Here is a 20,747-nt window from a genome sequence, read left to right as displayed (position 1 = left end):
GTTAAGTCAAATACAAATATGCTTAACAATTTTCGTAACGCGAAAACTTGTACTTTTGAACTCCCATTTAAACTTGACTATTGGAATGACTTCACTGGATACGCAGCAGAACGGTAAACATGAACGGTTCTTTTTCTATTTTTTAATCCTTTGGATAATCGCAGGCCTAATACAAAACTATTTTACAGAGGTAAGTGGTGAAGAAGCTTATTATTGGTTGTTTTCTCAGTTTTTAGATTGGAGTTACCTAGATCATCCGCCTATGGTAGGGGTGGTTACCGCTCCCGGTTATTGGCTTTTTCCAAACGATATGGGCTTGAGAATGGGAATGTTGATTACGAACATTCTTACCATTATTGTGCTGCGCAGAACACTAGAAGTTAACGATGATAAGCTCTTTGTCTGGATGATGCTGGGGCTACTGCCTTTTCACCTAGGTGCTTTATTGGTAAAAACGGATGTGCCTCTTTTATTCTTTACAGCCACTTTCTTCTATTTCTATAAACAATATTTAAAAGAAGATAACTGGAAAACCGTAGTGCTTTTGGCTTTAAACATTGCCTTGGTGATGATGAGCAAGTACCATGGCGTTTTGGTGGTCTTCTTTACCGTGCTTTCCAATTTGGGGCTATTTAAGAAGAAATCATTTTGGGCCATTGTAGGTTTAACAGTAGTATTTATGCTGCCACATACCTATTGGCAGTATTCTCACGATTTTGCGAGTATCAAATTCCACCTGTACAATCGTATTGATTTAGGTTTCAGTTTCGGTACAATCCTTTATTATATCAGTATTCAACCACTTGTTTTTGGGCCTCTAATTGGTGTAATGCTATTTGCAGCGGCTTATAAGCATAAGACTGAATCGGCTTTTCATAGAGCGCTAAAATTTAATATTGTTGGGGTGCTTATCTTCTTCTTAATTTCTGCTTTTAGGGTAGAAGTTCACAAGCACTGGACAAGTGTAGTTATGATTCCATTAATTCTTTTAGGGCATGAATATATTTCTAGCCGAGAAAATTGGAGAAAGTGGATGATGAAGCTTTGTGTGATTTCATTGGTGTTATTTATTCCTGCGCGTATTTATTTGATGTATGATTTTCTTCCTTCAAAATGGACAGAAGGTTGGGATGTACTTCATGGCTGGGATGGTTGGGCCGAAGAAGTAGAAGATCTTTCTGGTGGGCTTCCTATTGTGTTTATAAACCACTATGAGCGTGCATCGAGATATAGCTATCTGACTGGCGATATTGTGCATTGCTACAATACTTTTGATTACAGAGAAACACAGCACGATTTATGGCCTTTGGAAGAAAATTTACAAGGTAAAACCATTTTCCTTATTGACAGACATAACCGCAAAGGTGAGTATGAAACTTTTACTACTTCAATTGGTAAGGGAATTCATTACAGAGTAGTAGAGAATTTCAGGTCGTTTAGAAATGTGAATGTTGAAGTAGATAAACTTGATGACAATGAGTTTAGGCCTGGTGAAGAGGTAACGCTTAACATTACCATGAAAAACAACTACGATTATGCGGTTGATTTTTCTGATGTCAATGGGAGGGAAGTTTACCTTAATGCGCATATACTCGAAGGGCTAAACCCAATACAAACCGATGTGCTCGAGCTATTGAAAATTAGTCTTGCACCTGGCGAAGAGTTGATTAAAACGGTAACAGTGAAAATGCCTGATATTGAGGGTAAATTCGATTTACGCTTTTCTATTCAAGTAGAAGGAATTGAAGCACCAATTAATGGAAGAAAACAGCGGGTGATTGTTAAATAATCACCCCTGCTTTTAGTTTCCTCTAATAATGGTTTTAGATTTTGGATTGCCTTTTTTATCAAATCGCTTTTTAAGTTCTAGTTCGGTGAGTATAATCACTACTGCCAAACCTATTACTAATACCCCTGATGTAATCAGTATTGACGTATCGGCAGGAACCGTAAAATAGGTAATCACTTGGGTTAATAATGTGGCGCCCGAAGACCAGAGCATGAGGTTAGCACTATAAGGCTGGGCAAAATCCCATGCTTCTTTACTCCTCAACGAGGCCGGAGTTCTATACCCCACAAATGTGTTTGGGTATTCTGATACGACCAATTTCATCAACACTGCGGGTAGTATGACGGTAAATGCGATCACCAAGTGTACTATGAGTAATTCATTTCCTTCCATTATTCTTCATTTTTTGATTTGTTTTTTAATCTGCCAGCGTCTTTCAACGCCTTATTGATCAACCATTCCAACTGCCCATTTGTACTACGAAATTCGTCCGCAGCCCACTTTTCAACAGCCCCCAATAGTTCAGGGTCAAGTCGTAGTACAAATGGCTTTTTCTTTGACATAAGCTTTAGTGTTTAGATCGTCCAAGGATGAGGTAAGCACCACCGCTATAAGAAGTAACAATTCGCCATCCTGACGTGGCTAGGGCATTTAGCTTTTTCTCAAAGCTCTCTATTTTCTCAAATGGCCCTTTATGTATGATTTTATATTCCATAGTTTAATGAGTTAGTGAATGAATGACTTAATGAGCCCTTGAATTAATGATTTAGTGTGCCGGTATTGACTACTGGGGTTACGGCCCTGTCGGAACAAAGCACTACCATTAAATTAGATACCATTGCGGCTTTCTTTTCTTCGTCTAATTCTACGATACTCTTTTGGTTCAGTTCATCTAAAGCCATTTCTACCATTCCCACAGCACCTTCAACAATCTTTTGTCTGGCGGCAACAATAGCAGTAGCCTGTTGACGCTGCAGCATAGCGCTTGCAATTTCTTCAGCATAGGCCAAGTAACCAATTCTAGCTTCAATTACATCAATTCCAGCCATGGCCAATCTTTCACGAAGTTCTTCTTCAAGGTCGTGGTTTACTTCGTTCATGCCACTTCTTAAAGTAATTTCACCATCGTCTTCAAAGTTGTCGTATGCGTAGCTTCCACCTAATTTACGTACAGCGGCATCGGACTGAACACGGACAAAATGTTCGTAATTATTTACTTCAAACATGGCTTTGTAAGTGTTCTTTACTTGCCAAACTAAAATCACCGAAATCATAATTGGGTTTCCTAGTTTATCATTCACTTTTAGTCTTTCACTATCAAAATTATAAGCTCTGAGCGATACTTTCTTTTTTGAATAGAAGGGGTTGGCCCAGAAAAAACCATTTTTCTTAACGGTTCCGCGGTAGTCGCCAAAAAATACCATTACCCGAGATGAATTTGGGTTAATTACGAAAAAGCCCAAAAGCATAATAAAGAATGCAAGGAAGAACAATGCGAAAATCGGCATCTGTGTAACAATCAATGCGGCTATGGTTCCGAATAAAATAAGGAAGGTCAATAAGAGCATTGGGAAACCTGACCTTGGTTCAAAAGTTTTTTCTTCTTTCATGATGTATGTGTTTTGAGTTGATTTAAAGTGATATTAATTTAATATCAAAGTAACTCATTTTACGGAAGAACTAAAGAATAGGTTCTGAATATTTTTACTGTTCGGTTTAAAAGGGGCTTTGCCTTGATTTTTGGGCATAAAAAAAAGTGGCAAAAGCCACTTTTAAAATTCTTGTTCGAGAGATAACTAATTACGCTTTTCTCTTTTTTACCACCAATACAACCAAACCAACTACAAGGAATAATGGCCATAGACCTATGATCCACATGATTCCGTTGATAAGACCTGCCCAGCCATTGGCTAACGATTTCAAAATACGTTGGCCAAAGTTGTCTTGGTTTTCTGGCTCATACACATAAGGTTTTACTTCATAAGCATTCAATTGAATAGTGCTCATATCTACCTGATCGTTGAGGTATTTCAGTCTTCCTTCTTGAGATTCAATCTCGGAACGAACTTGGTTCAATTGCCTTTCGATATTTAGCATATCATTCACATTGTTGGCCTTTTTCAGAAGTTCTAAATAGCGTGCTTCTAGCGCTTTTCTGTTTTTCAACCTAGTTTCAACATCAATGAATTGCTCAGTAACATCTTGCTGATTAAGCGACTGATGTTCGATTTTTTTAGCAAGTGGTTTTAAGCCGTCAAACAGATTATTGAATTGATCTTGTGGAACACGAATAGTAAAATAAGCATCCAACCTTCTGTCCGAATCATTTCGGCTTTGGTTAGTTACATTGGCTTTGTACTTACTCAAAAGTTCGCTTAAACTAGCTTCGAATTTTTCTAAACTGGCCACTTCCATATTTAGGTCGGCTGTGGTTATAATTTTTGAGGTTTGGTCTTGTTCTACAAAATTAGAGGTAGCCATTGCTCTACCTGAATAACTATCGGCAGAAAGTTTCATGCTTTCATTTGGGTTTCCATACCCTACCGCAATCTTTTCGCGCTCTACATCTGCAAGTTCTTGTCCAAGGTAATTGCTATTGCCAGATTCACAACTACTCAAAATAAGTATGGACATAAGGATAAAAAGTGGTTTCTTCATGGCTATATTCATGTTAATGTTTTTAATCGTTCGAATCCAATGATTGCAATTACCAGACCAACCTTATTGCTAAACGAAAAACAGTGCAAAATTAATATTCAGCGAATGGCCGACAAAGCCAAACGTTTGAATGTGCAACTGGTTCCTCACTTTAAAACCCATCAGTCGTCAGAAATTGGGGAGTGGTTTAAGGCCCATGGTATTGAAAACATCACGGTTTCTTCTGTAAAGATGGCTGAATTTTTTGCACGTTCAGGTTGGAGTAATATTACTGTAGCTTTTCCTTTCAATATGCATGAAATTCCAGCAGTGAATAGAATGTTGAATCAAAACGTTAAGCTTACTCTTTTTGTGGTGAATACGGGGGTGATTGATCGGTTGAATGAAGAACTGGAAGCTCCGGTAAACTTATTTATCGAAATGGATGCGGGATATGGTAGGTCTGGTGTTTCTACAAAAGATATTGCTAAAGTAAAGGAATTAGCTGCATTGATTGAGGCAGGAAGTATGACTAGCCTTTATGGTTTGTATTGCCATCCGGGGAATACCTATCACGCCCATTCGGTAGAGGAAATTAAAAACATATGGGCGGGCGTAATTCAAGAAATGTTGGCCGTTAAAACTGCTTTAGAACCTGATGGAGCATCATTGAAAATTAGAGTGGGAGATACGCCAGGCTGCGCCATGGTAGAAGAAATGGAAGGGGTGGACGAAATTGGCCCAGGTAATTTCGTTTTCTACGATTTAGTAATGAATTACCTAGATGTATGCACCGAGAGCGATATTGCGGTAGCAATGGCCTGCCCAGTAGTAGCTAAGAATGAAGGTCGAAACGAAATCATTATTCATGGCGGAGCAGTTCATTTTTCAAAAGATCACCTCTTTGATGAAAACGAAGAAAGATTTTTTGGTGAAGTAGTAGTGTTAGAAGAGGAGGGCTGGTCGCCAATTCTAGGAGGAATTAAATTGGTTTCTCTTTCACAAGAGCACGGTGTGCTTAGGGCAACGCCTGAAGTATTTGAAGCCATTGAAGTAGGTGATATTTTAGGAGTACTACCTATTCACTCATGCCTTACTGCCAATTTAATGAAGTCATACACCACGCTCAATGGTCAGGAAATTAAACATTTAGAAAGTTTTTAGGTCGGTGCAACCATTGGGTAAATGGTGTCGTCTTGTTTTTGAGCCTGTTGGATAGCAGGCTAAGGTCAAACAACTCAAACAACAACCGTATGCTTAAAAATTACCTCAAAATTGCATTCCGCAACCTTTTGCGTGATAAGTTCTTTTCATTTTTAAACGTCACCGGACTTGCCATAGGCATTTCTTGCGTGCTGTTAATCATGACTTATGTAAACTACGAACTGAGTTTCGATAAACACTTCGAAAATCAGGAACAGATTTACAGAGTAGTGATTGAAGGCCGTTTTAATGGCCGTGATTTCACAGGTTCCCAAAATCCATCCCCAGCCGGACCAACATTTAAAGAGCAGATTCCTGAAGTAGAGGAACGCCTTCGTTTTAGGAATACTGGCGACTGGGTGGTGCAGTATGGCGATAAAGTTTTCAATGAAGACGACTTGGTTTTTGCAGATGAAACTTTCTTTAAGGTGTTTTCTGTAAACCTTGTTCAAGGTAACCCCGAGGAAGCTTTGTCGAGACCAAATCATTTGGTGTTGAACCAGACCCAGGCCAAAAAATATTTTGGGGAAGAAGACCCAATGGGCAAAGTGCTCAAGCTAGATAATGACGAAGAATGGATAGTTAGTGGAGTGTACGAAGATATTCCAGATAACAGCCACTTTCATTTCGATTTTATACTCTCATTTATCACTAGAGAAGGCGATTATAATAATCAGGAATGGTTGAGTCAGAATTTTGACACCTATTTGGTGATTAATAAGAATGCTGACATTGCTTCTGTTGAAAACAAAATCAACGAGATTGCTATCGAGAAAATGGGCTTGGAGCTTCAGCAATACCTCAATATGAGTTTTGAGCAGTTTAAAGCTGGAGGAAATAACTTCAATTACTTTTTGCAGCCATTAACTGATATTCATTTGAAGTCGAATAATTATGGTGGCTTTGAACCTGAAGGTGACATTACCTATGTCTATATATTTACCTCAATTGCTATTTTTATTCTTGTAATCGCTTGTATCAATTTTATGAACCTATCTACCGCGCGTTCTGCCAATAGGGCAAAAGAAGTAGGTGTTAGAAAAGTTTTAGGTTCATTTAAGTCTCAGCTAATTGGTCAATTCATTTCCGAGTCTATACTTATTACGTTTATTGCTGGTCTTTTGGGGCTTTTATTAGCCGTGGTGGTTATTCCATTCTTCAATGATTTCACCGATAGACAGATGGTTTTGGAGTTTATTCCCAATCTGCCAATCGTGGCTATTGGGTCAGTTTTAGTTGGATTTTTAGCAGGGCTATACCCAGCATTTTTCCTTTCAGCTTTTAGTCCGGCAAAGGTTTTAAAAGGAGATGTGAGTACTGGCGGAAAATCGGGCGGTCTTAGAAAAGCCTTGGTAAGTTTTCAGTTTTTTGTTTCTATACTCTTAATCATCGCTACTTTTAGTATTCTCAACCAACTGAATTTTATTCAGAATAAGAAGTTAGGTTTTGAAAGAGATAGGGTTTTGGTCATCCACAATGCATATATGTTGGGCGATAATTCAGATGCCTTTCGGAATATGATTTTGCAAAATCCTGATGCAGAGCAGGCTTCATTTTCAAGCTATTTACCTACTTCGAGTAGTCGTTCTTCAACCGTGTTTTTTCCTGATGGAATAATTGATAAAGACCGAGGAATGGTGTGTCAGAATTGGCGAGTAGATGAAAATTACCTCAACGTGTTTGGCATGAAGATGAAACAAGGAAGGTTCTTTTCTAAAGAGTTTGGAACGGACTCTACCGCCATGGTCATCAATGAAACTGCAGCTAAGAATTTAGGTATTGAAGAAATTGATGGCCGTATTATAGGCACCTTTGGTGATAATGCAGAAGTGCTCGATCGCTACAATGTGATAGGAATTATTGAAGACTTCAACTTTGAATCTTTGAAAAGCGGTATTGAGCCCTTGATTATGCGCTTGGGTAAAACTACTGGCTATTTAAGTATTAAGTTGAATAGTGAAAATGTTAGTGCTCAGGTGAAAGATGCAGAAGCCAAATGGGATGAAATGGCTCCAGGCCAACCCTTTGAGTATTCGTTTTTAGATGATCGCTTTACAAATATGTATACTGCCGAAAGTAAATTGGGCGAAATTTTTACGGTTTTTGCAGCCTTAGCGATTGTAATCGCTTGTTTAGGTTTATTTGGTTTGGCAGCATTTACCGCCCAAAAGAAAACCAAAGAAGTGGGAATCAGAAAAGTATTGGGTGCATCAGTTATTCAATTGGTGTATTTAATGTCGAAAGAAATTTCAATTTTGGTATTTATATCCTTTGTGTTAGCATCGGCCTTGGGCTATTGGGGAGTAAACTGGTGGATGCAAGATTTTACATATCGACCACCAATTAGTTTACTATCATTTGTTTTAGCGGGTGTGTCTGCTTTTACAATTGCCTTACTCACTATGAGTTATCAGTCCATTAAGGTGGCAAGGGCAAATCCAGTAAAATCGCTTCGAAGTGAATAGAGAATTATCTTATTGATTATAAAGCAGTTCGTAATTGAACTGCTTTTTTTATGCTCTGAATATTAGAATTACGATCGAAAATGGTTAGAATAGCAACAATTACCTTAATCAATGAAGCGCATTTTAAAACTTCCCATTTTCATTTGGTGTATTCTAACGCTAGTTGTTTACGGAAGTGTTTGGGTTTCTCCTGAGTTGTTTAAATACTCAGGGCTGGTTTCATTGGGTATTCCTTTTTTACTGATTCTAAACCTAATTTTCTTCTTGATCTTTTTATTTGCAAGGTCAAGAATAGCAGTTGTACCAGCCGTGTTGCTCCTCATTGGGCTTCCCTTTATTAAATCAACATTCTCTTTAAGTAAAAGCAATGAAGCCCCTTCATCTTTTCAAGTAATGAATTACAATATGATGAGGATGAACAAAGGAAATGAAAAGGATATGCTTCAGTGGATTGCCTCTCATCCTTCTGATATTAAATGCTTTCAAGAATTTCTAGGTTCGAAAAATGTAATGAAAGCCATTTCACAATCGGGAAAGTATAACAGTTTTACTGGAGGTTATGCTGACAGCTATGCTATATTTTCGAAATACCCTATTTTGAACAAAGGCGTATTTTATGAAAAACAAACGAGCAACAATATAATTTTTGCCGATTTGAAAATAGGAAAAGATACGCTTAGGGTGTACAATGTGCATTTGCAGTCTATGAGTATAAATGTCGATCAAGAAGTGATTGATCAGGCTGAATTTGAAAAGAAGTATGAAACAGTGCGTAGAAAGTTTCAAGATGGTTCAGTAAGAAGAACTGCCCAAATTAAGGATTTACTCAAGCATGCAGAAAACATTACTTACCCGATCATTATTGCAGGCGATTTTAACGACATACCCTATAGCTACAATTACTTTAAAATTTCAAGAGAATTCAATAATGCCTTTGAAGATGCCGGAAGAGGTTTTGGGTTTACCTATAACGGAAAATTACCATTTTTAAGAATCGATAATCAGTTCTATAACAATAAGTTAAAGGTCCTTGACTTTAACACATTAAGCGAAATAGACTACTCTGACCATTTTCCAGTAGTAGGTATTTATTCAATAAGTCACTAATTTAGTGACTTATTTTTTACACATGTCATCAAATAAAAAACTTAAAAGAACTTCTGATAAAGTAATCGCAGGAGTATGTGGAGGTCTTGCAGAATGGCTCGGTTGGGACGTTAGCCTTGTGAGGGTTTTGTATGTATTCGCCACAATTTTCACCGCATTTTCTGGGCTTTTGGTCTATATAGTTCTGTGGATAGTAATGCCTCAGGAATAACTAAAGTGTGTACTTAATAATATTTTTATGTCGATAAAAAGAATAAAGAGCTTTCTGCTTGCAGTATGCGCTACAGCAATATTGGTGGGCTGTAATTTCGAGTACTTCGCAGACGCCAAGCTGAATGATTTTGTGTGGAAACCCTCTTTAGCCATTCCAATTGGCGAACTTTCCTATACGGTAGAAGATCTGTTTGATGAGTTGAGTGGTGCTGGAGTAGATATCGGTCAGAATTCAGATGACATTGTAATGCTTACTTATGAAGCACAATTACAATCTCAAAGTGCCACTGGTTTTCTAACCTTGGCCAATCAGAGTTTCGGACAAAGTGTAGATGCTGGTTTAAATATTAATGCCCAAGGCTTTTCTTCTCTACACGATTATAATGAGGTTTTCGTATTTGATCTTGCGGCCACTCAGAATGAAGAATATGATAGTGTGAATTTCAGTGGAGGAAACCTCGATATTTTGATGTCTTCCGAATTGGATGCTGAAGTGGCATATACACTTACTTTGAACTCACTGATCATTAATGAAACTCATCAGCCATTGGTGGTTTCAGGAGTTTTGAATCCATCTAATCCCTCTGCAAGTTTTACCGATGCGTTGAATAAATATTTGGGCGATTTTTCTAAAGATGCTAATGCGAATGCGGTAAGAAATAAAATTGTTGTAAAGCTAGATTATCAAGTGAGAGTATCACCAACCTCTGTGATTCAACCAACTGATGGAGTTAGTTTTACAATGAACCTTTCAAATCCAGAGTTTGATTTGGTTTATGGCTATGTAGGTGAAAGAAGACTTGATGTAAATTTTGAGTTGCTGAATCTCGATTTCTTTGACTCCTTTAGAGAAGGAACGATAAGCTTTTCAGAACCTCGTTTTAACTTTGTTTTCGATAATAGTTTTGGGTTTCCATTAGGCGTTAGCTTCAATCAAATTGCTGCCATTACTCAACAAGGCCAAATTATTCCTTTAACAGGAAGTGCAGCTACTACTCCAGGTATTGTTAACGGTCCTCTTATTGATGCAATTGGCACAAATGTAAATACCACTTTAGATTTAAATTCAACCAATTCTAACCTTCCAGAACTGATAAGCTCAATGCCAAAGAAGGTGATTATTGAAGTGAATACCGAAGCGAACCCTGCAAATGCTCCAGCACAGTATAATTTTGTAGATGCCGGTAGTGAGTTAAATGTGGGGGTACGATTAGAATTACCAATGATTGTGAACATCAATGGTTTGGTTTCAACACAAAACGTTGAATTTGATATTGCTGACGATTTAGAGCAAGCCAAGCAATTAACGCTGAGGTTGATTGCCGAAAATAATTTACCGCTCGGTGGTGAAATAGAACTTGTTTTTAAAGATGCTAATAACAATGCAGTTTTTACTGTAAGTGAAAGAGCTTTGTTTGATGGTGCTCCAGTAGGAAGTGACGGCAGAACAACTCAAACCACCTCTAAAATTGTGGATATTCATTTTGCAGATGCTGATATTCGACTTTTAGAGAACGCAACGAGTATTGATGTGATAACTCGAATGACGACAACTGGCGCTGCTTCTAACGAGATCGTGAAGTTCTTTTCAGACTACACACTCAAAATTAAGTTAGCCGCGCAGGCCGATATTGAAATAACCTCTAACGATTAATCTAAGCCATGAAAAAACTTCTACTTACATCGTTAATATTGGTATTCGGTATTCAACTGTCATATTCTCAAGCCTACTTTTCTTATTTTCAACTAAGAGAACTAGTTCCTCAGACACAGAGTTTACAGCCAGCCTTTATTCCTAACAATACTTTTACTTTTGGCTTGCCAACTGCTGGTTTCGTGGCGCAATCAGACTTCAGACTTCGCGAACTAATTTCTAAACCTGATGGAGATATTAATTTTGAGATCAATTTTAATGTGCTTTTGGGAGCTTCCGCAGAAATAAACAGAGTAAGCACAGATGTAACCGCAAACCTTTTTCATATTGGCTATAAAACTAAGAATGGTGCGTTTAGCCTTTTTGCCAATGCCAGAGCTTCTGTAGACCTAAGGTATGGAAAGGATTTTATGGAGTTTATGGCCAACGGTAACTCAAACCGAATTGGAGGTGAAATTAACCTTTCTGAATCTAGGGTTTTTGCAAATTCTTATCAAGAAATTGGGGTAGGACATGCCCGTAAATTTTTAGGAGACCGCTTAACAGTTGGCGCGAGGGTTAAAGTTATTACAGGTTTGTTTCATGCCTCGACTGCCGAAGGCGCAAGTGGAACCTTATATACCAATGAAATAGACAATAGCTGGAGGATTTCACTGAAAAACGCAACAGTGAACACGGCTGGATTAGACCTATTAATGAATAGCGATGATTACGAAAGTAATGCTACTTCTAAATATGCCATGAACAACCAAAACAAGTCAGTAGCTTTTGATTTAGGGGCGAAATTTAAGGTGTTGGATTGGCTCACAGTCGAGGCTGCCATGAATGATATTGGTACCATTAAATGGAAGGAGCAGGTAAGGAATTACAACTCTGCCGACACTACGGTAATTATTAATGGTGTGCAGTTAAGAGGCTTAGAAAATTCTTCTGAAGTATTTAGAGATAGTATTGAGAATAAATTCAGATCAAACGAGACTCAAAATGAATTCAACACAAGCTTGCCAACAAAAACCTATTTGGCAGCTTCTTTATTTTTAACTTCAAGAGATAAGTTTACCGTAGTGGCATTCAATAATCATGTATTTAAGGAAATTGATCCTTCTTTTGCTGTTGCTTATAACCATACGGTGAATAAATTTACATTCGGACTATTAGGTAGTTATAGAGGGCCTCAAAATGAATTTAATATGGGGATGAACATTGCTGCTGATATTGGTCCTATACAACTTTATGTAGCAACCGATAACGCCTTGGTTTCAAACAAGCCTGAGCAATACTCTAAATTTGACCTTCGTTTTGGGCTCAACCTTATGTTTGGTTATAAAAAATGGTTGCCAAAATTAGACATTGTTGATTTAGACTCATTGTAAAACTTTAGGCCACTATTTTTTATAAATTTTGAAAAGAATAGTGGCTAAAAAGGCGCCATCAAACTTCGGATTGATCTTTAAAATAACTTATTTTGATGATCAATTCTTAATTCGAAAACACCCTTACGTATGAAGCAGTACCATGACCTAATGAAACACATTCTTGAAAACGGAGTGGACAAAGGAGATAGAACAGGAACAGGTACTAGGAGTATTTTTGGTTATCAAATGCGTTTTGATTTATCTGAGGGTTTTCCAGTGGTAACCACAAAAAAACTCCATCTGCGGTCTATCATTCATGAATTGCTTTGGTTTCTTCAAGGCGATACCAACATAAAATACCTGAAAGAGAATGGTGTTTCCATTTGGGATGATTGGGCAGATGAAAATGGAGATTTAGGCCCAGTTTATGGCTATCAGTGGAGAAATTGGCCTGCCAGAGATGGTGGAACAATCGATCAAATCACTAAACTTATCGATCAAATTAAGAAAAACCCTAACTCCAGACGACTAATGGTGAGCGCTTGGAATGTAGCAGACGTAGATCATATGGCGCTTCCGCCTTGTCATGCATTGTTCCAGTTTTATGTGGCAGATGGAAAGCTTTCTTGTCAGCTGTATCAGCGTAGTGCAGACGTGTTTTTAGGTGTGCCGTTTAATATTGCTTCATATTCCTTGTTAGTGTTAATGGTGGCTCAGGTGTGTGGTCTAGAGCCAGGTGAATTCATCCATACTTTTGGTGATGCCCACTTATACTCTAATCACTTTGAACAAGCAGAACTTCAATTGTCAAGAGATTTCCGTCCATTGCCAACCATGAAGATTAACCCTGGTGTGAAGAATATTTTTGACTTCAAGTTTGAGGATTTCGAATTAGTGGGTTACGATCCCCATCCACATATTAAAGGGGCTGTAGCAGTTTAAGCACTTCCATTAGTTTTTCTTTTGGGTTTGAATACTTCTTTTTGCCAAAAGAAGTGAAGTAACGAATTCCGCTTGCGTTAGAATTAAATATAGAATCTGCTTGAAGAAGAATTTCAGGTTTAGCCAAAACTTCCTTTACTTCTAAGGTTTCTAGAATCAATTTTCTCATTATTCCTTCAATACAGCCTGTTTGGAGAGAAGGGGTGAATATTTTATTACCTTCAACCCAAAAAAGATTCGAACTGTGGGTTTCTGCTAAATTCCCTTGGGTATCCAGTAAAATAATTTCGTCTAAGTTTTTTTGTCGCATTTCTATGCCAGCCAATACATAAGGTAATGCACTCATGGTCTTAGCAAAAGAGATGGCATTATGGCTCACTTTTGATGACTCAGAAACGCCAACTGCCCCGCCTTCCGTAAAGGCAGGTTTTGTGGTTTCGGCTACTTGTAATAAAAAAGAAGATGCAGATTGTTCAGGAGTATAGAGCCCGCCTTCCTCTCTCCAAACTTGAATTTTTGCTCTTATGTTTCCTTTAAGTTGATTGATGTCAGCTAGTTGTGAAATCATTTCATTTAAAGTTTTACTTGAAAGTTGAGGCGGTTCAAGGTCTAATACTTGACAAGCCCTTGTTAATCTTTGCAAGTGAAAATCAGTCAAATTAATTCTGTTGGGGCCTGTAACAATTGTTTCGAACAGGCCGTCTCCATAGCAGAACGCTCGGTTTTTTATATTGAGCGCTAGGCTGTCAATTTCGATGAGTCGGGAATTAAATATCGCTTTCATGTATTCTATAAACCACTTAAACAGATTGCCAATTCAAGTAGGGGATTATTCTCTAATATTGAAAGTAGAATAAATTTAGGTTATGGCTGAACAAAGTAGCGTATTTGATATGATTGGCCCTGTAATGATTGGCCCATCTAGTTCGCATACTGCCGGAGTAGTTAGAATTGGGCGGGTGGCCAGAAAAATTTTAGGTTGCCAACCAGATACTGCTGAAATCACTTTTTATAATTCTTTTGCGAGAACCTATGAAGGGCATGGAAGCGACAGAGCTATTGTAGCCGGACTTCTCGATTTTAAAACAGATGATGCTAGAATTAAAACATCATTTGATGAAGCTGAGAAAGCAGGCTTTACTTACACTTTTAGGTCAGTTGGTAACTCGCTCACCATGCACCCTAATACGGTTAAGATTCGAGCAACCGCCAAGGAAGAAACCATTGAGGTGATAGGAGAAAGTAGAGGAGGAGGAGTAATAAAAATTGTTAGTGTAAATGGATTTTCTACAGGCTTTAATGCCAATTTGCACACTTTGATTATTACGGCAGACGATAGAAAAGGAGCAATAGCGTTTATCGCAAGCATTTTAGCTAATTCTGAATGTAACATCGCAAATATGTCGGTAAACCGTAAAGGCAAATCTGATATGGCTTGTCATTGTATTGAAGCCGATTCAGGATTAGATAAAATTACTATTGAATATTTAAACCATTTAAGTTGGGTTCAAAAGGTCATTTACATACCCGATATAGATTTTTAAAAAGCAATCAAACATGATTTGGAAAAGAAAAATTTACCTGAGTCTCACAGGGCTCTTTATGCTAATGGCGTCCTACGGTCAGCAGAATAACTGGACGCTAGAAGAGTGCATTAATTATGCATGGCAAAATAATTTAACCGTTCGTTCAAGCGAGCTGAACAAGTTGAATAGTGAAATAGCCTTGAAGGAATCAAAATTTGCTCTTTTACCGAGCCTAAGTGGTGGAGGTAATTTGAGTAAATCATTTGGTAGAACTATTGACCCAGTTACAAACGGTTTTATTAGCACAAGCTTTGTGAGTAGTGGTGTTTCTGCTAGTTCTTCTGTTACATTATTTAATGGAGGAGCGCTTAGAAATACCATTAAGAGAAATGAGCTTAACCTTGATGCAAGTGAATTTGATCTACAGAAGGCAAAAAATGATATTGGGGTAACTGTAGCAACAAACTTTTTAAATGTTTTATTGGGAAGAGAACAGCTTAAGAATGCTAAGTTTCAATTAGAGTCTTCTCAAGCACAGTTAGAAAGAACCAAAAAATTAGTAAACGCAGGTTCTTTGCCTATGACTAACCAATTGGATTTAGAGTCGCAAGTGGCCACAAACGAGGTGTCTGTAGTAAATGCAGAAAACAACCTTAGGGCAGCTACTTTAAGCTTAAAGCAGGCTATGCAAATGCCAGCTGACGAACCTTTAGAAGTTGAAGCACCAGAGGTTTCGGTAGATAATATGGGATTTATATCTCAAAGCCCAAATGAGATATATAACATTGCAATGGGTGTACAACCAGAGATACAAAGTGCTGAACTTGGCGTAAAAAGTAGCGAAGTGGGAGTCGATCTTGCTAAGAGTGCTTTCTTACCTAGTTTAAGTTTAAGTGGTAGCATTTCCACAAACCATTCTGGAAGAGCTAGGCAGCTAATAGGAACACAGCAAGTAACAGTTCCAGCACAGAATATTGGTTTTGTAGATGGAACTAATCAATCTGTTTTTTCTAACCCAAGCCAACAAACGGTTCCGGTATACTCAGAGAGCTACGGGGTATTAAATCAGTATGATGACAACCTTGGTCAGTCGGTTTCTATTCGTTTAAACGTTCCGATTTTCAGCAGATATTCAAATAGTGCTAACCTACAGAGAGCCCAAATAGCAAAACAAAGGGCTGAAATTACTTCTATGAACACTAGAAACCAGTTGAGACAAAGTATCGAGTCTGCTTATAATAGTGCGTTAGCGGCCTTAAATACATACAACGCTACGCTTAAGCGTGTAGCCGCCTTAGAAGAATCGTTCAGGTCAACTGAACAACGATACAACGTAGGTGATGTGAACAATCTTGATTACCAAATTGCGAGTAACAACTTGTTTTCAGCAAGAGCAGATTTAATTCGAAACAAATACGAATACATTTTTAGAACAAAGATTTTAGATTTCTATTTAGGGAACCCAATTACATTACAATAACATGGCAAAGAAAAAGAAAGGATCAAATAAACTAATCTATATACTGTTGGTAGCAGTAGTACTGGTTTTAGTAATTGCCGTGGTTGGCAAGCAAGCAGGCTTTATTGGCCAGCCGAAAACATTAAAAGTTCAGATGGCATCTGCCAAGAAAGCTACTATTATAGAGAAAGTAACTGCCTCTGGTGTAGTTCAGCCCGTAACAGAAATTAAGCTTAGTCCAGATGTGGCAGGGGAGATTATCGAGTTGAATGTTGAAGAAGGAGATTTTGTAACTGAAGGTATGATTTTGGTAAAAATCAGACCAGATAACTTACAGTCGGCATTAGAAAGAGCAAGAGCAAACTTAAATCAGCAGAAGGCCAATTTAGCCTCAAGTATTGCTCAGGTAGCTAGAAACGAAGCGCAATTGCTTCAGTCTAAACAAGCTTTTGAGCGTTCGGAGCAGCTTAGAAAAGAGAATGTAATCTCAGAGTCTGATTTTGAAACAGCAAAAGCAAATTATGAAGTAGCAAAAAAGAACTTAGACGCTGCAAAAGAAAGTGTTAAGGCATCTGAGTTTGTTATTAAGTCGAGTCAAGCTACGGTAGAAGAAGCAGAAGAAAATGTTAGACTTACTGTAGTAAGAGCGCCATCGTCTGGTACTGTTTCGAAGCTAGATGTTGAAAAGGGAGAGCGTGTGGTAGGAACTCAGCAAATGGCGGGTACCGAAATGATGCGTATTGCCGATTTAACAATGATGGAAGTTAGAGTAGATGTAAATGAAAATGACATCATCCGTGTAACTCAAGGTGATACAGCTATTATTGATGTTGACTCTTACAGCTCAATGGATAAAAAATTCAAGGGTATTGTAACTTCAATTGCTAATACCGCAAATGCTAAATCATCTGCAGATGCAGTAACTGAATTTGAAGTGAAAATCAGAATATTGAACGAGTCTTTTGCGGACTTACTTTCTGAGATTCAAAGTGCTTCTCCTTTCAGACCAGGTATGACGGCTAGTGTTGAGATTATCACTAATACTAAAGCAGATGTACTTTCAGTTCCTCTTTCAGCAGTAACTACAAGAAACCCAAGCGCTAAAGCAACAGAAGGACAGACCACAGGAACCAATGCGGTTGCAACTACAAATGCTTCATCTAAGGATGAAACCAAAGAAGTAGTATTCATTGATGAAGGTGGAAAAGCTAAAATGGTTGTAGTAAAAACTGGTATCAGTGATTATGATAACATCGAAGTACTAGAAGGATTGAAAGAAGGTGATGTTGTAGTTTCTGGTCCATTCTTAGTGGTATCTAAAACCATTAAAGAAGGCGATTTAATAGAGAAAACTGAGGCTAAGAACTTCGGTGCTGTATCTAACAATTAAAATGAACTGAAGCGCTTAAAAACCGTTTAAAAAAATATTGATCTCCCTGTAAGTAGTCTTCTACTCGCAGGGAGTTTTTTTTGGCTATCTGTTATAACCAAATGAGCTTTTTACTTCTCTATACACTTAAATTAGTTTGTTGGGTAATGAGTAATATTTAATTAAGGCTTAGTAATACGGTTATATATGGTTTGACTCGTTGACTTTAAAAAGGGGTAGCCTTAACTAAAAGTTAAACGAACTAAATAGGGTTACCTAAAAAGCAAAAAGACAACCCCATTCGAGGTTGCCTTTTATTTGAGTTGAGATTGAAGTTCTTATTCGTATCGCAATGCTTTTACAGGGTTCTGGTTTGCAGCTTTTAGCGAATGGAAGCTGACCGTTATAAAAGAGATAACTAAGGCCAATATTCCCGACATACCTGCCGCAAGCAGTATAACTTCTTGTAAATTCATTCTATAAGCAAATACATCTAACCAATCATTGATTAACCAGTAGGCGGCAGGTGCGGCCAATACTAAGCCAATCAGTACTAGCTCCATAATATCCTTGAAAATCATGAAGACCAATTGAGGAACTGTGGCACCTAATACTTTTCTCACCCCAATTTCTTTTATTCGGGTAGCCGTAGTGAATGACGATAGACCTAATAAACCTAAACAAGAGATCAAAATACAGATGTATGAAAGTATTCCTGTAAGCTTGCTTTGTCGTTGATCTCCACGGTAAAGCTCTTCCGCTTGCTGATCTAGAAACTCATATTCGAATGGATGATTAGGGTCTAATTCGGTAAATTTATTTTCTAAGTAATTCATGGTGGGACCAATAGCACCATCATTCACATGAACCATCAAGGTGGGTAATCCCTGCGCTCCAGCATTTTGTAATTGGTATCTAAAAATAGCGGTTGGTTCTACCTTTACGTGAAGTGAAAACGCATTAAAATCTTTAACAATACCAATCACTTTAGTTGGTTCTGGTAAGCCAATAGGTGAAACTGTTTGGCCAATAGGGTCATCCCAACCCATAGCGTCAACAACCGCTTGATTAACAATTACCCCTTGAGTAATATCGGTAGGCATTTTCTCGTCAAAATCTCTTCCCAGAACAATTTCAATGTCCATTGTTTTGAAGTAATCTTTTCCAACAGTAAGAACATTGTATGTGTCTTGAGTAATGTTGTTTTCATTGTCACTTACACTTAATAGTCGTCTGCCAGCCCCTAAAAGATTATTACCTACATTTCCACCACCTCTGCCTACACCGAAAGCATCAGTAATGCCTAGAATATTTGGGTTCTGCATTAATTCTGCTTTTATAATCTCCATTCTATTTCTAACTGTAGTGTCTTGCAATGGAATCAACACCACATTGTCTTTATTAAAACCTAGGTCTTTGGTTCTTAAAAAGTCGATTTGGCTATTCATTAGTAGAGTGGTAATAACAACTGCAATGGAGATAAAAAATTGAAATGCCACTAAGACTTTTCTTAAGAAAACACTCTTAGGGCCAGTTTTTACACTTCCCTTCATAGCCACCAATACTGAAATAGCAGACAGATAAAAAGCAGGATAAATACCTGAAAATAAACCGATGACTATAGCCACCCCCAGCGACCCAAACAATAGGAGTGGATTGCCAAAGAAGTTGAGTTGAAGGTCTTTTCCTAAGAGTGCATTTAAGTTTGTACCATGAATTAAAATGTTCACGATTAATATGGCCAACATCAAAGAAAGAAAAGTAATGATGACCGATTCACTGAGAAATTGAGCGCGAAGTTTCCCTCTGCTAGAACCCAATACTTTTCGTACTCCTACTTCTTTAGATCGGTTGGTGGCCCTTGCTGTGGCCAAGTTCATGTAATTTATGCTGGCTAATAGAAGAATGAAAATGCCTATAGCAGTAAAAGCTCTTGTGTAAGTTAAGTTACCGGTAGGTAAATCATACTGCACCTTTGAATTAAAATGAATGTCTGCCAAAGGCATCAGTCGCGGGCTAAAGCCAGCATCTCCCAAGCCAGCTTGTAGCACCAATGGCTTCATGTATTTTTCAAAAAAGTCAGGAAACTTGTTGTAGATGTTATTCACATCATAGTTTTTCGGAAGCATGATGTAAGAATAGAGAGAGATATTCCACAACTGATTGGCTTTTTGTTGACCTGTTTGTACAGGTTGCCAGACGTAATTGTAGAGATTGAAATCAATCCTTCAAATGTGAGATGGACGTTGTCCGGTAAGTCTTTGATTATACCCGTTACCTTAAAGTTATTGTTATCGGTTTCTATTACTTGCCCCATTGCTTCGCCATTACCAAAAATACGCTTGGCGGCTGTCTGTGTGAGCACAATACTGCTAGGCTCTACTAAGGCCGTTTTAGGGTTTCCTTCTATAAATTCATGAGTGAAAATGCTAAATACAGAAGAGTCGGCAAAGTATAGGTTGTCTTGATAAATATTCTTATCACCAATTCTGAACAATTGCCTTCCAGCACCCATAAACCTTGTGAAATTCTGAATTTCAGGGAATTCTTCCTTCATCATTTCGGCCAATACAAAAGAGCTAAGAGCAAATTCATCATCCTTAGGAGGGATTCTAAATTTAGATTCAATCCTATAAATCTGATCGTACTTTTCATGGTGTTTATCAAAGCTCATGTCGCTTTGAACATACAGAAGAATGATAATAGCCACAGCCAAGCCAATAGCTAAACCGAAGATATTTAGGAATGAATAAAACTTATTACGAAGTAAGACTCTGAAGGCGTAGGAAAAATTCTTCATAGAAGTGGTTTAAAGCTGATGAACAACCAGCTTGTACCACTAAAGATGCTAAAGCTTTATATTGGTTTTAATGCTTTGTTAATCAATGTTTTATATTAAATATGATTAGAGTGAGTTACGATTGCTGTTCGCTATTGAACTGAATTATGAACGCATTCGTACAATTTAAGTACGGTGTTTTTTAATTAAAAGAAGGCGATAGAGCTGAATGCAGCAAATGGCTAAACA

General features: G+C 37.9%; 19 protein-coding genes. 11 read left to right on the top strand and 8 right to left on the bottom strand.

The features are described from left to right. Positions 1-85 precede the first annotated feature (85 nt). Positions 86-1,789 (top strand): ArnT family glycosyltransferase, encoded by a 1,704-nt coding sequence (locus OB69_RS13335; RefSeq protein ID WP_053224239.1) that lies wholly within the window; start codon positions 86-88, stop codon positions 1,787-1,789. A 12-nt stretch (positions 1,790-1,801) separates the two neighbouring features. Here the strand turns inward: OB69_RS13335 and OB69_RS13330 are convergent, their stop codons facing one another. The 5 genes from OB69_RS13330 to OB69_RS13320 form a co-directional block, all read right to left on the bottom strand. After that, positions 1,802-2,182 carry an SdpI family protein gene (locus tag OB69_RS13330; protein WP_053224238.1) on the bottom strand — a complete coding sequence of 127 codons (381 nt, stop codon included), beginning with the start codon at positions 2,180-2,182 and terminating at the stop codon, positions 1,802-1,804. Beyond that, positions 2,182-2,352: an Arc family DNA binding domain-containing protein gene (locus OB69_RS18255; protein ID WP_071387139.1), complete on the bottom strand. Its 171-nt coding sequence runs from the start codon at positions 2,350-2,352 to the stop codon at positions 2,182-2,184. Before OB69_RS18255 ends, OB69_RS13330 begins: the two co-directional genes overlap by 1 nt. 5 nt (positions 2,353-2,357) lie before the next feature. Then, a complete protein-coding gene (locus OB69_RS18630) occupies positions 2,358-2,504 on the bottom strand; it encodes a hypothetical protein (protein ID WP_157608580.1) in 147 nt (48 codons plus the stop codon). Positions 2,505-2,547: 43 nt separating this feature from the next. Beyond that, a complete protein-coding gene (locus OB69_RS13325) occupies positions 2,548-3,399 on the bottom strand; it encodes an SPFH domain-containing protein (RefSeq protein ID WP_053224237.1) in 852 nt (283 codons plus the stop codon). A gap of 190 nt (positions 3,400-3,589) precedes the next feature. Next, positions 3,590-4,447 carry a DUF4349 domain-containing protein gene (locus tag OB69_RS13320; RefSeq protein WP_185096911.1) on the bottom strand — a complete coding sequence of 286 codons (858 nt, stop codon included), beginning with the start codon at positions 4,445-4,447 and terminating at the stop codon, positions 3,590-3,592. Positions 4,448-4,486: 39 nt separating this feature from the next. Between OB69_RS13320 and OB69_RS13315 the strand changes: the two genes are divergently transcribed. The 7 genes from OB69_RS13315 (at position 4,487) to OB69_RS13285 (ending at position 13,365) form a co-directional block, all read left to right on the top strand. Next, complete coding sequence (locus OB69_RS13315) at positions 4,487-5,590, top strand: alanine racemase (RefSeq protein WP_053224235.1); 1,104 nt, start codon at positions 4,487-4,489, stop codon at positions 5,588-5,590. Positions 5,591-5,679: 89 nt separating this feature from the next. Next, a complete protein-coding gene (locus tag OB69_RS13310) occupies positions 5,680-8,094 on the top strand; it encodes an ABC transporter permease (protein WP_071426788.1) in 2,415 nt (804 codons plus the stop codon). Positions 8,095-8,205: 111 nt separating this feature from the next. Next, positions 8,206-9,201 carry an endonuclease/exonuclease/phosphatase family protein gene (locus OB69_RS13305; protein WP_053224233.1) on the top strand — a complete coding sequence of 332 codons (996 nt, stop codon included), beginning with the start codon at positions 8,206-8,208 and terminating at the stop codon, positions 9,199-9,201. Positions 9,202-9,223: 22 nt separating this feature from the next. Beyond that, the gene (locus OB69_RS13300; protein ID WP_053224232.1) at positions 9,224-9,412 is read left to right on the top strand and encodes a PspC domain-containing protein; all 189 of its coding nucleotides are present in this window, start codon (positions 9,224-9,226) and stop codon (positions 9,410-9,412) included. Between the two features lie 27 nt (positions 9,413-9,439). Then, positions 9,440-11,068, top strand: a complete 1,629-nt coding sequence (locus OB69_RS13295) for a hypothetical protein (RefSeq protein ID WP_157608579.1) — start codon at positions 9,440-9,442, stop codon at positions 11,066-11,068. An 8-nt stretch (positions 11,069-11,076) separates the two neighbouring features. Further along, positions 11,077-12,441 carry a DUF5723 family protein gene (locus OB69_RS13290; protein ID WP_053224230.1) on the top strand — a complete coding sequence of 455 codons (1,365 nt, stop codon included), beginning with the start codon at positions 11,077-11,079 and terminating at the stop codon, positions 12,439-12,441. A 129-nt stretch (positions 12,442-12,570) separates the two neighbouring features. Beyond that, complete coding sequence (locus tag OB69_RS13285) at positions 12,571-13,365, top strand: thymidylate synthase (protein WP_053224229.1); 795 nt, start codon at positions 12,571-12,573, stop codon at positions 13,363-13,365. Here the strand turns inward: OB69_RS13285 and OB69_RS13280 are convergent. Further along, entirely contained in the window at positions 13,343-14,149 is an 807-nt protein-coding gene (locus tag OB69_RS13280) for an aminotransferase class IV (RefSeq protein ID WP_053224228.1), read from the bottom strand. The genes OB69_RS13285 and OB69_RS13280 overlap by 23 nt on opposite strands. Before the next feature lie 82 nt (positions 14,150-14,231). On the opposite strand from OB69_RS13280, the gene sdaAB reads away from it, so the two are divergent. The 3 genes from sdaAB to OB69_RS13265 are packed head-to-tail and all read left to right on the top strand — an operon-like array spanning position 14,232 to position 17,740. Beyond that, positions 14,232-14,909, top strand: coding sequence for an L-serine ammonia-lyase, iron-sulfur-dependent subunit beta (sdaAB, locus tag OB69_RS13275; RefSeq protein ID WP_053224227.1), 678 nt, complete (start codon positions 14,232-14,234; stop codon positions 14,907-14,909). A 13-nt stretch (positions 14,910-14,922) separates the two neighbouring features. Next, positions 14,923-16,371, top strand: coding sequence for a TolC family protein (locus OB69_RS13270; RefSeq protein WP_053224226.1), 1,449 nt, complete (start codon positions 14,923-14,925; stop codon positions 16,369-16,371). 1 nt (position 16,372) lies between these two features. Continuing rightward, the gene (locus OB69_RS13265) at positions 16,373-17,740 is read left to right on the top strand and encodes an efflux RND transporter periplasmic adaptor subunit (RefSeq protein WP_053224225.1); all 1,368 of its coding nucleotides are present in this window, start codon (positions 16,373-16,375) and stop codon (positions 17,738-17,740) included. Positions 17,741-18,057: 317 nt separating this feature from the next. Here OB69_RS13265 and OB69_RS13260 read toward each other — a convergent pair whose 3' ends face one another. Together OB69_RS13260 and OB69_RS13255 are read right to left on the bottom strand one after the other, a co-directional pair. Further along, on the bottom strand, positions 18,058-19,848 hold the full coding sequence (locus tag OB69_RS13260) for an FtsX-like permease family protein (RefSeq protein ID WP_053224224.1): 1,791 nt from the start codon (positions 19,846-19,848) through the stop codon (positions 18,058-18,060). After that, on the bottom strand, positions 19,824-20,519 hold the full coding sequence (locus tag OB69_RS13255) for an ABC transporter permease (RefSeq protein ID WP_053224223.1): 696 nt from the start codon (positions 20,517-20,519) through the stop codon (positions 19,824-19,826). Before OB69_RS13255 ends, OB69_RS13260 begins: the two co-directional genes overlap by 25 nt. Between the last annotated feature and the right edge of the window lie 228 nt (positions 20,520-20,747).

It is taken from the genome of Roseivirga seohaensis subsp. aquiponti (assembly GCF_001267955.1).
Lineage (GTDB): Bacteria > Bacteroidota > Bacteroidia > Cytophagales > Cyclobacteriaceae > Roseivirga > Roseivirga seohaensis.
Note: the sequence above shows the minus strand (reverse complement) of the source record. Positions and strands in the feature narration are given on the sequence as shown.

Coding starts and splice junctions, on each gene's coding strand:
- OB69_RS13295 (WP_157608579.1), top strand. CDS start 9,440: ATGTCGATAAAAAGAATAAAGAGCTTTCTGCTTGCAGTATGCGCTACA.
- OB69_RS13285 (WP_053224229.1), top strand. CDS start 12,571: ATGAAGCAGTACCATGACCTAATGAAACACATTCTTGAAAACGGAGTG.
- OB69_RS13330 (WP_053224238.1), bottom strand. CDS start 2,182: ATGGAAGGAAATGAATTACTCATAGTACACTTGGTGATCGCATTTACC.
- OB69_RS13325 (WP_053224237.1), bottom strand. CDS start 3,399: ATGAAAGAAGAAAAAACTTTTGAACCAAGGTCAGGTTTCCCAATGCTC.
- OB69_RS13320 (WP_185096911.1), bottom strand. CDS start 4,447: ATGAAGAAACCACTTTTTATCCTTATGTCCATACTTATTTTGAGTAGT.
- OB69_RS13300 (WP_053224232.1), top strand. CDS start 9,224: ATGTCATCAAATAAAAAACTTAAAAGAACTTCTGATAAAGTAATCGCA.
- OB69_RS13265 (WP_053224225.1), top strand. CDS start 16,373: ATGGCAAAGAAAAAGAAAGGATCAAATAAACTAATCTATATACTGTTG.
- OB69_RS13270 (WP_053224226.1), top strand. CDS start 14,923: ATGATTTGGAAAAGAAAAATTTACCTGAGTCTCACAGGGCTCTTTATG.
- OB69_RS13310 (WP_071426788.1), top strand. CDS start 5,680: ATGCTTAAAAATTACCTCAAAATTGCATTCCGCAACCTTTTGCGTGAT.
- OB69_RS13315 (WP_053224235.1), top strand. CDS start 4,487: ATGATTGCAATTACCAGACCAACCTTATTGCTAAACGAAAAACAGTGC.
- OB69_RS13290 (WP_053224230.1), top strand. CDS start 11,077: ATGAAAAAACTTCTACTTACATCGTTAATATTGGTATTCGGTATTCAA.
- sdaAB (WP_053224227.1), top strand. CDS start 14,232: ATGGCTGAACAAAGTAGCGTATTTGATATGATTGGCCCTGTAATGATT.
- OB69_RS13305 (WP_053224233.1), top strand. CDS start 8,206: ATGAAGCGCATTTTAAAACTTCCCATTTTCATTTGGTGTATTCTAACG.
- OB69_RS13260 (WP_053224224.1), bottom strand. CDS start 19,848: ATGCTTCCGAAAAACTATGATGTGAATAACATCTACAACAAGTTTCCT.
- OB69_RS13255 (WP_053224223.1), bottom strand. CDS start 20,519: ATGAAGAATTTTTCCTACGCCTTCAGAGTCTTACTTCGTAATAAGTTT.
- OB69_RS18255 (WP_071387139.1), bottom strand. CDS start 2,352: ATGTCAAAGAAAAAGCCATTTGTACTACGACTTGACCCTGAACTATTG.
- OB69_RS13335 (WP_053224239.1), top strand. CDS start 86: ATGACTTCACTGGATACGCAGCAGAACGGTAAACATGAACGGTTCTTT.
- OB69_RS13280 (WP_053224228.1), bottom strand. CDS start 14,149: ATGAAAGCGATATTTAATTCCCGACTCATCGAAATTGACAGCCTAGCG.
- OB69_RS18630 (WP_157608580.1), bottom strand. CDS start 2,504: ATGGAATATAAAATCATACATAAAGGGCCATTTGAGAAAATAGAGAGC.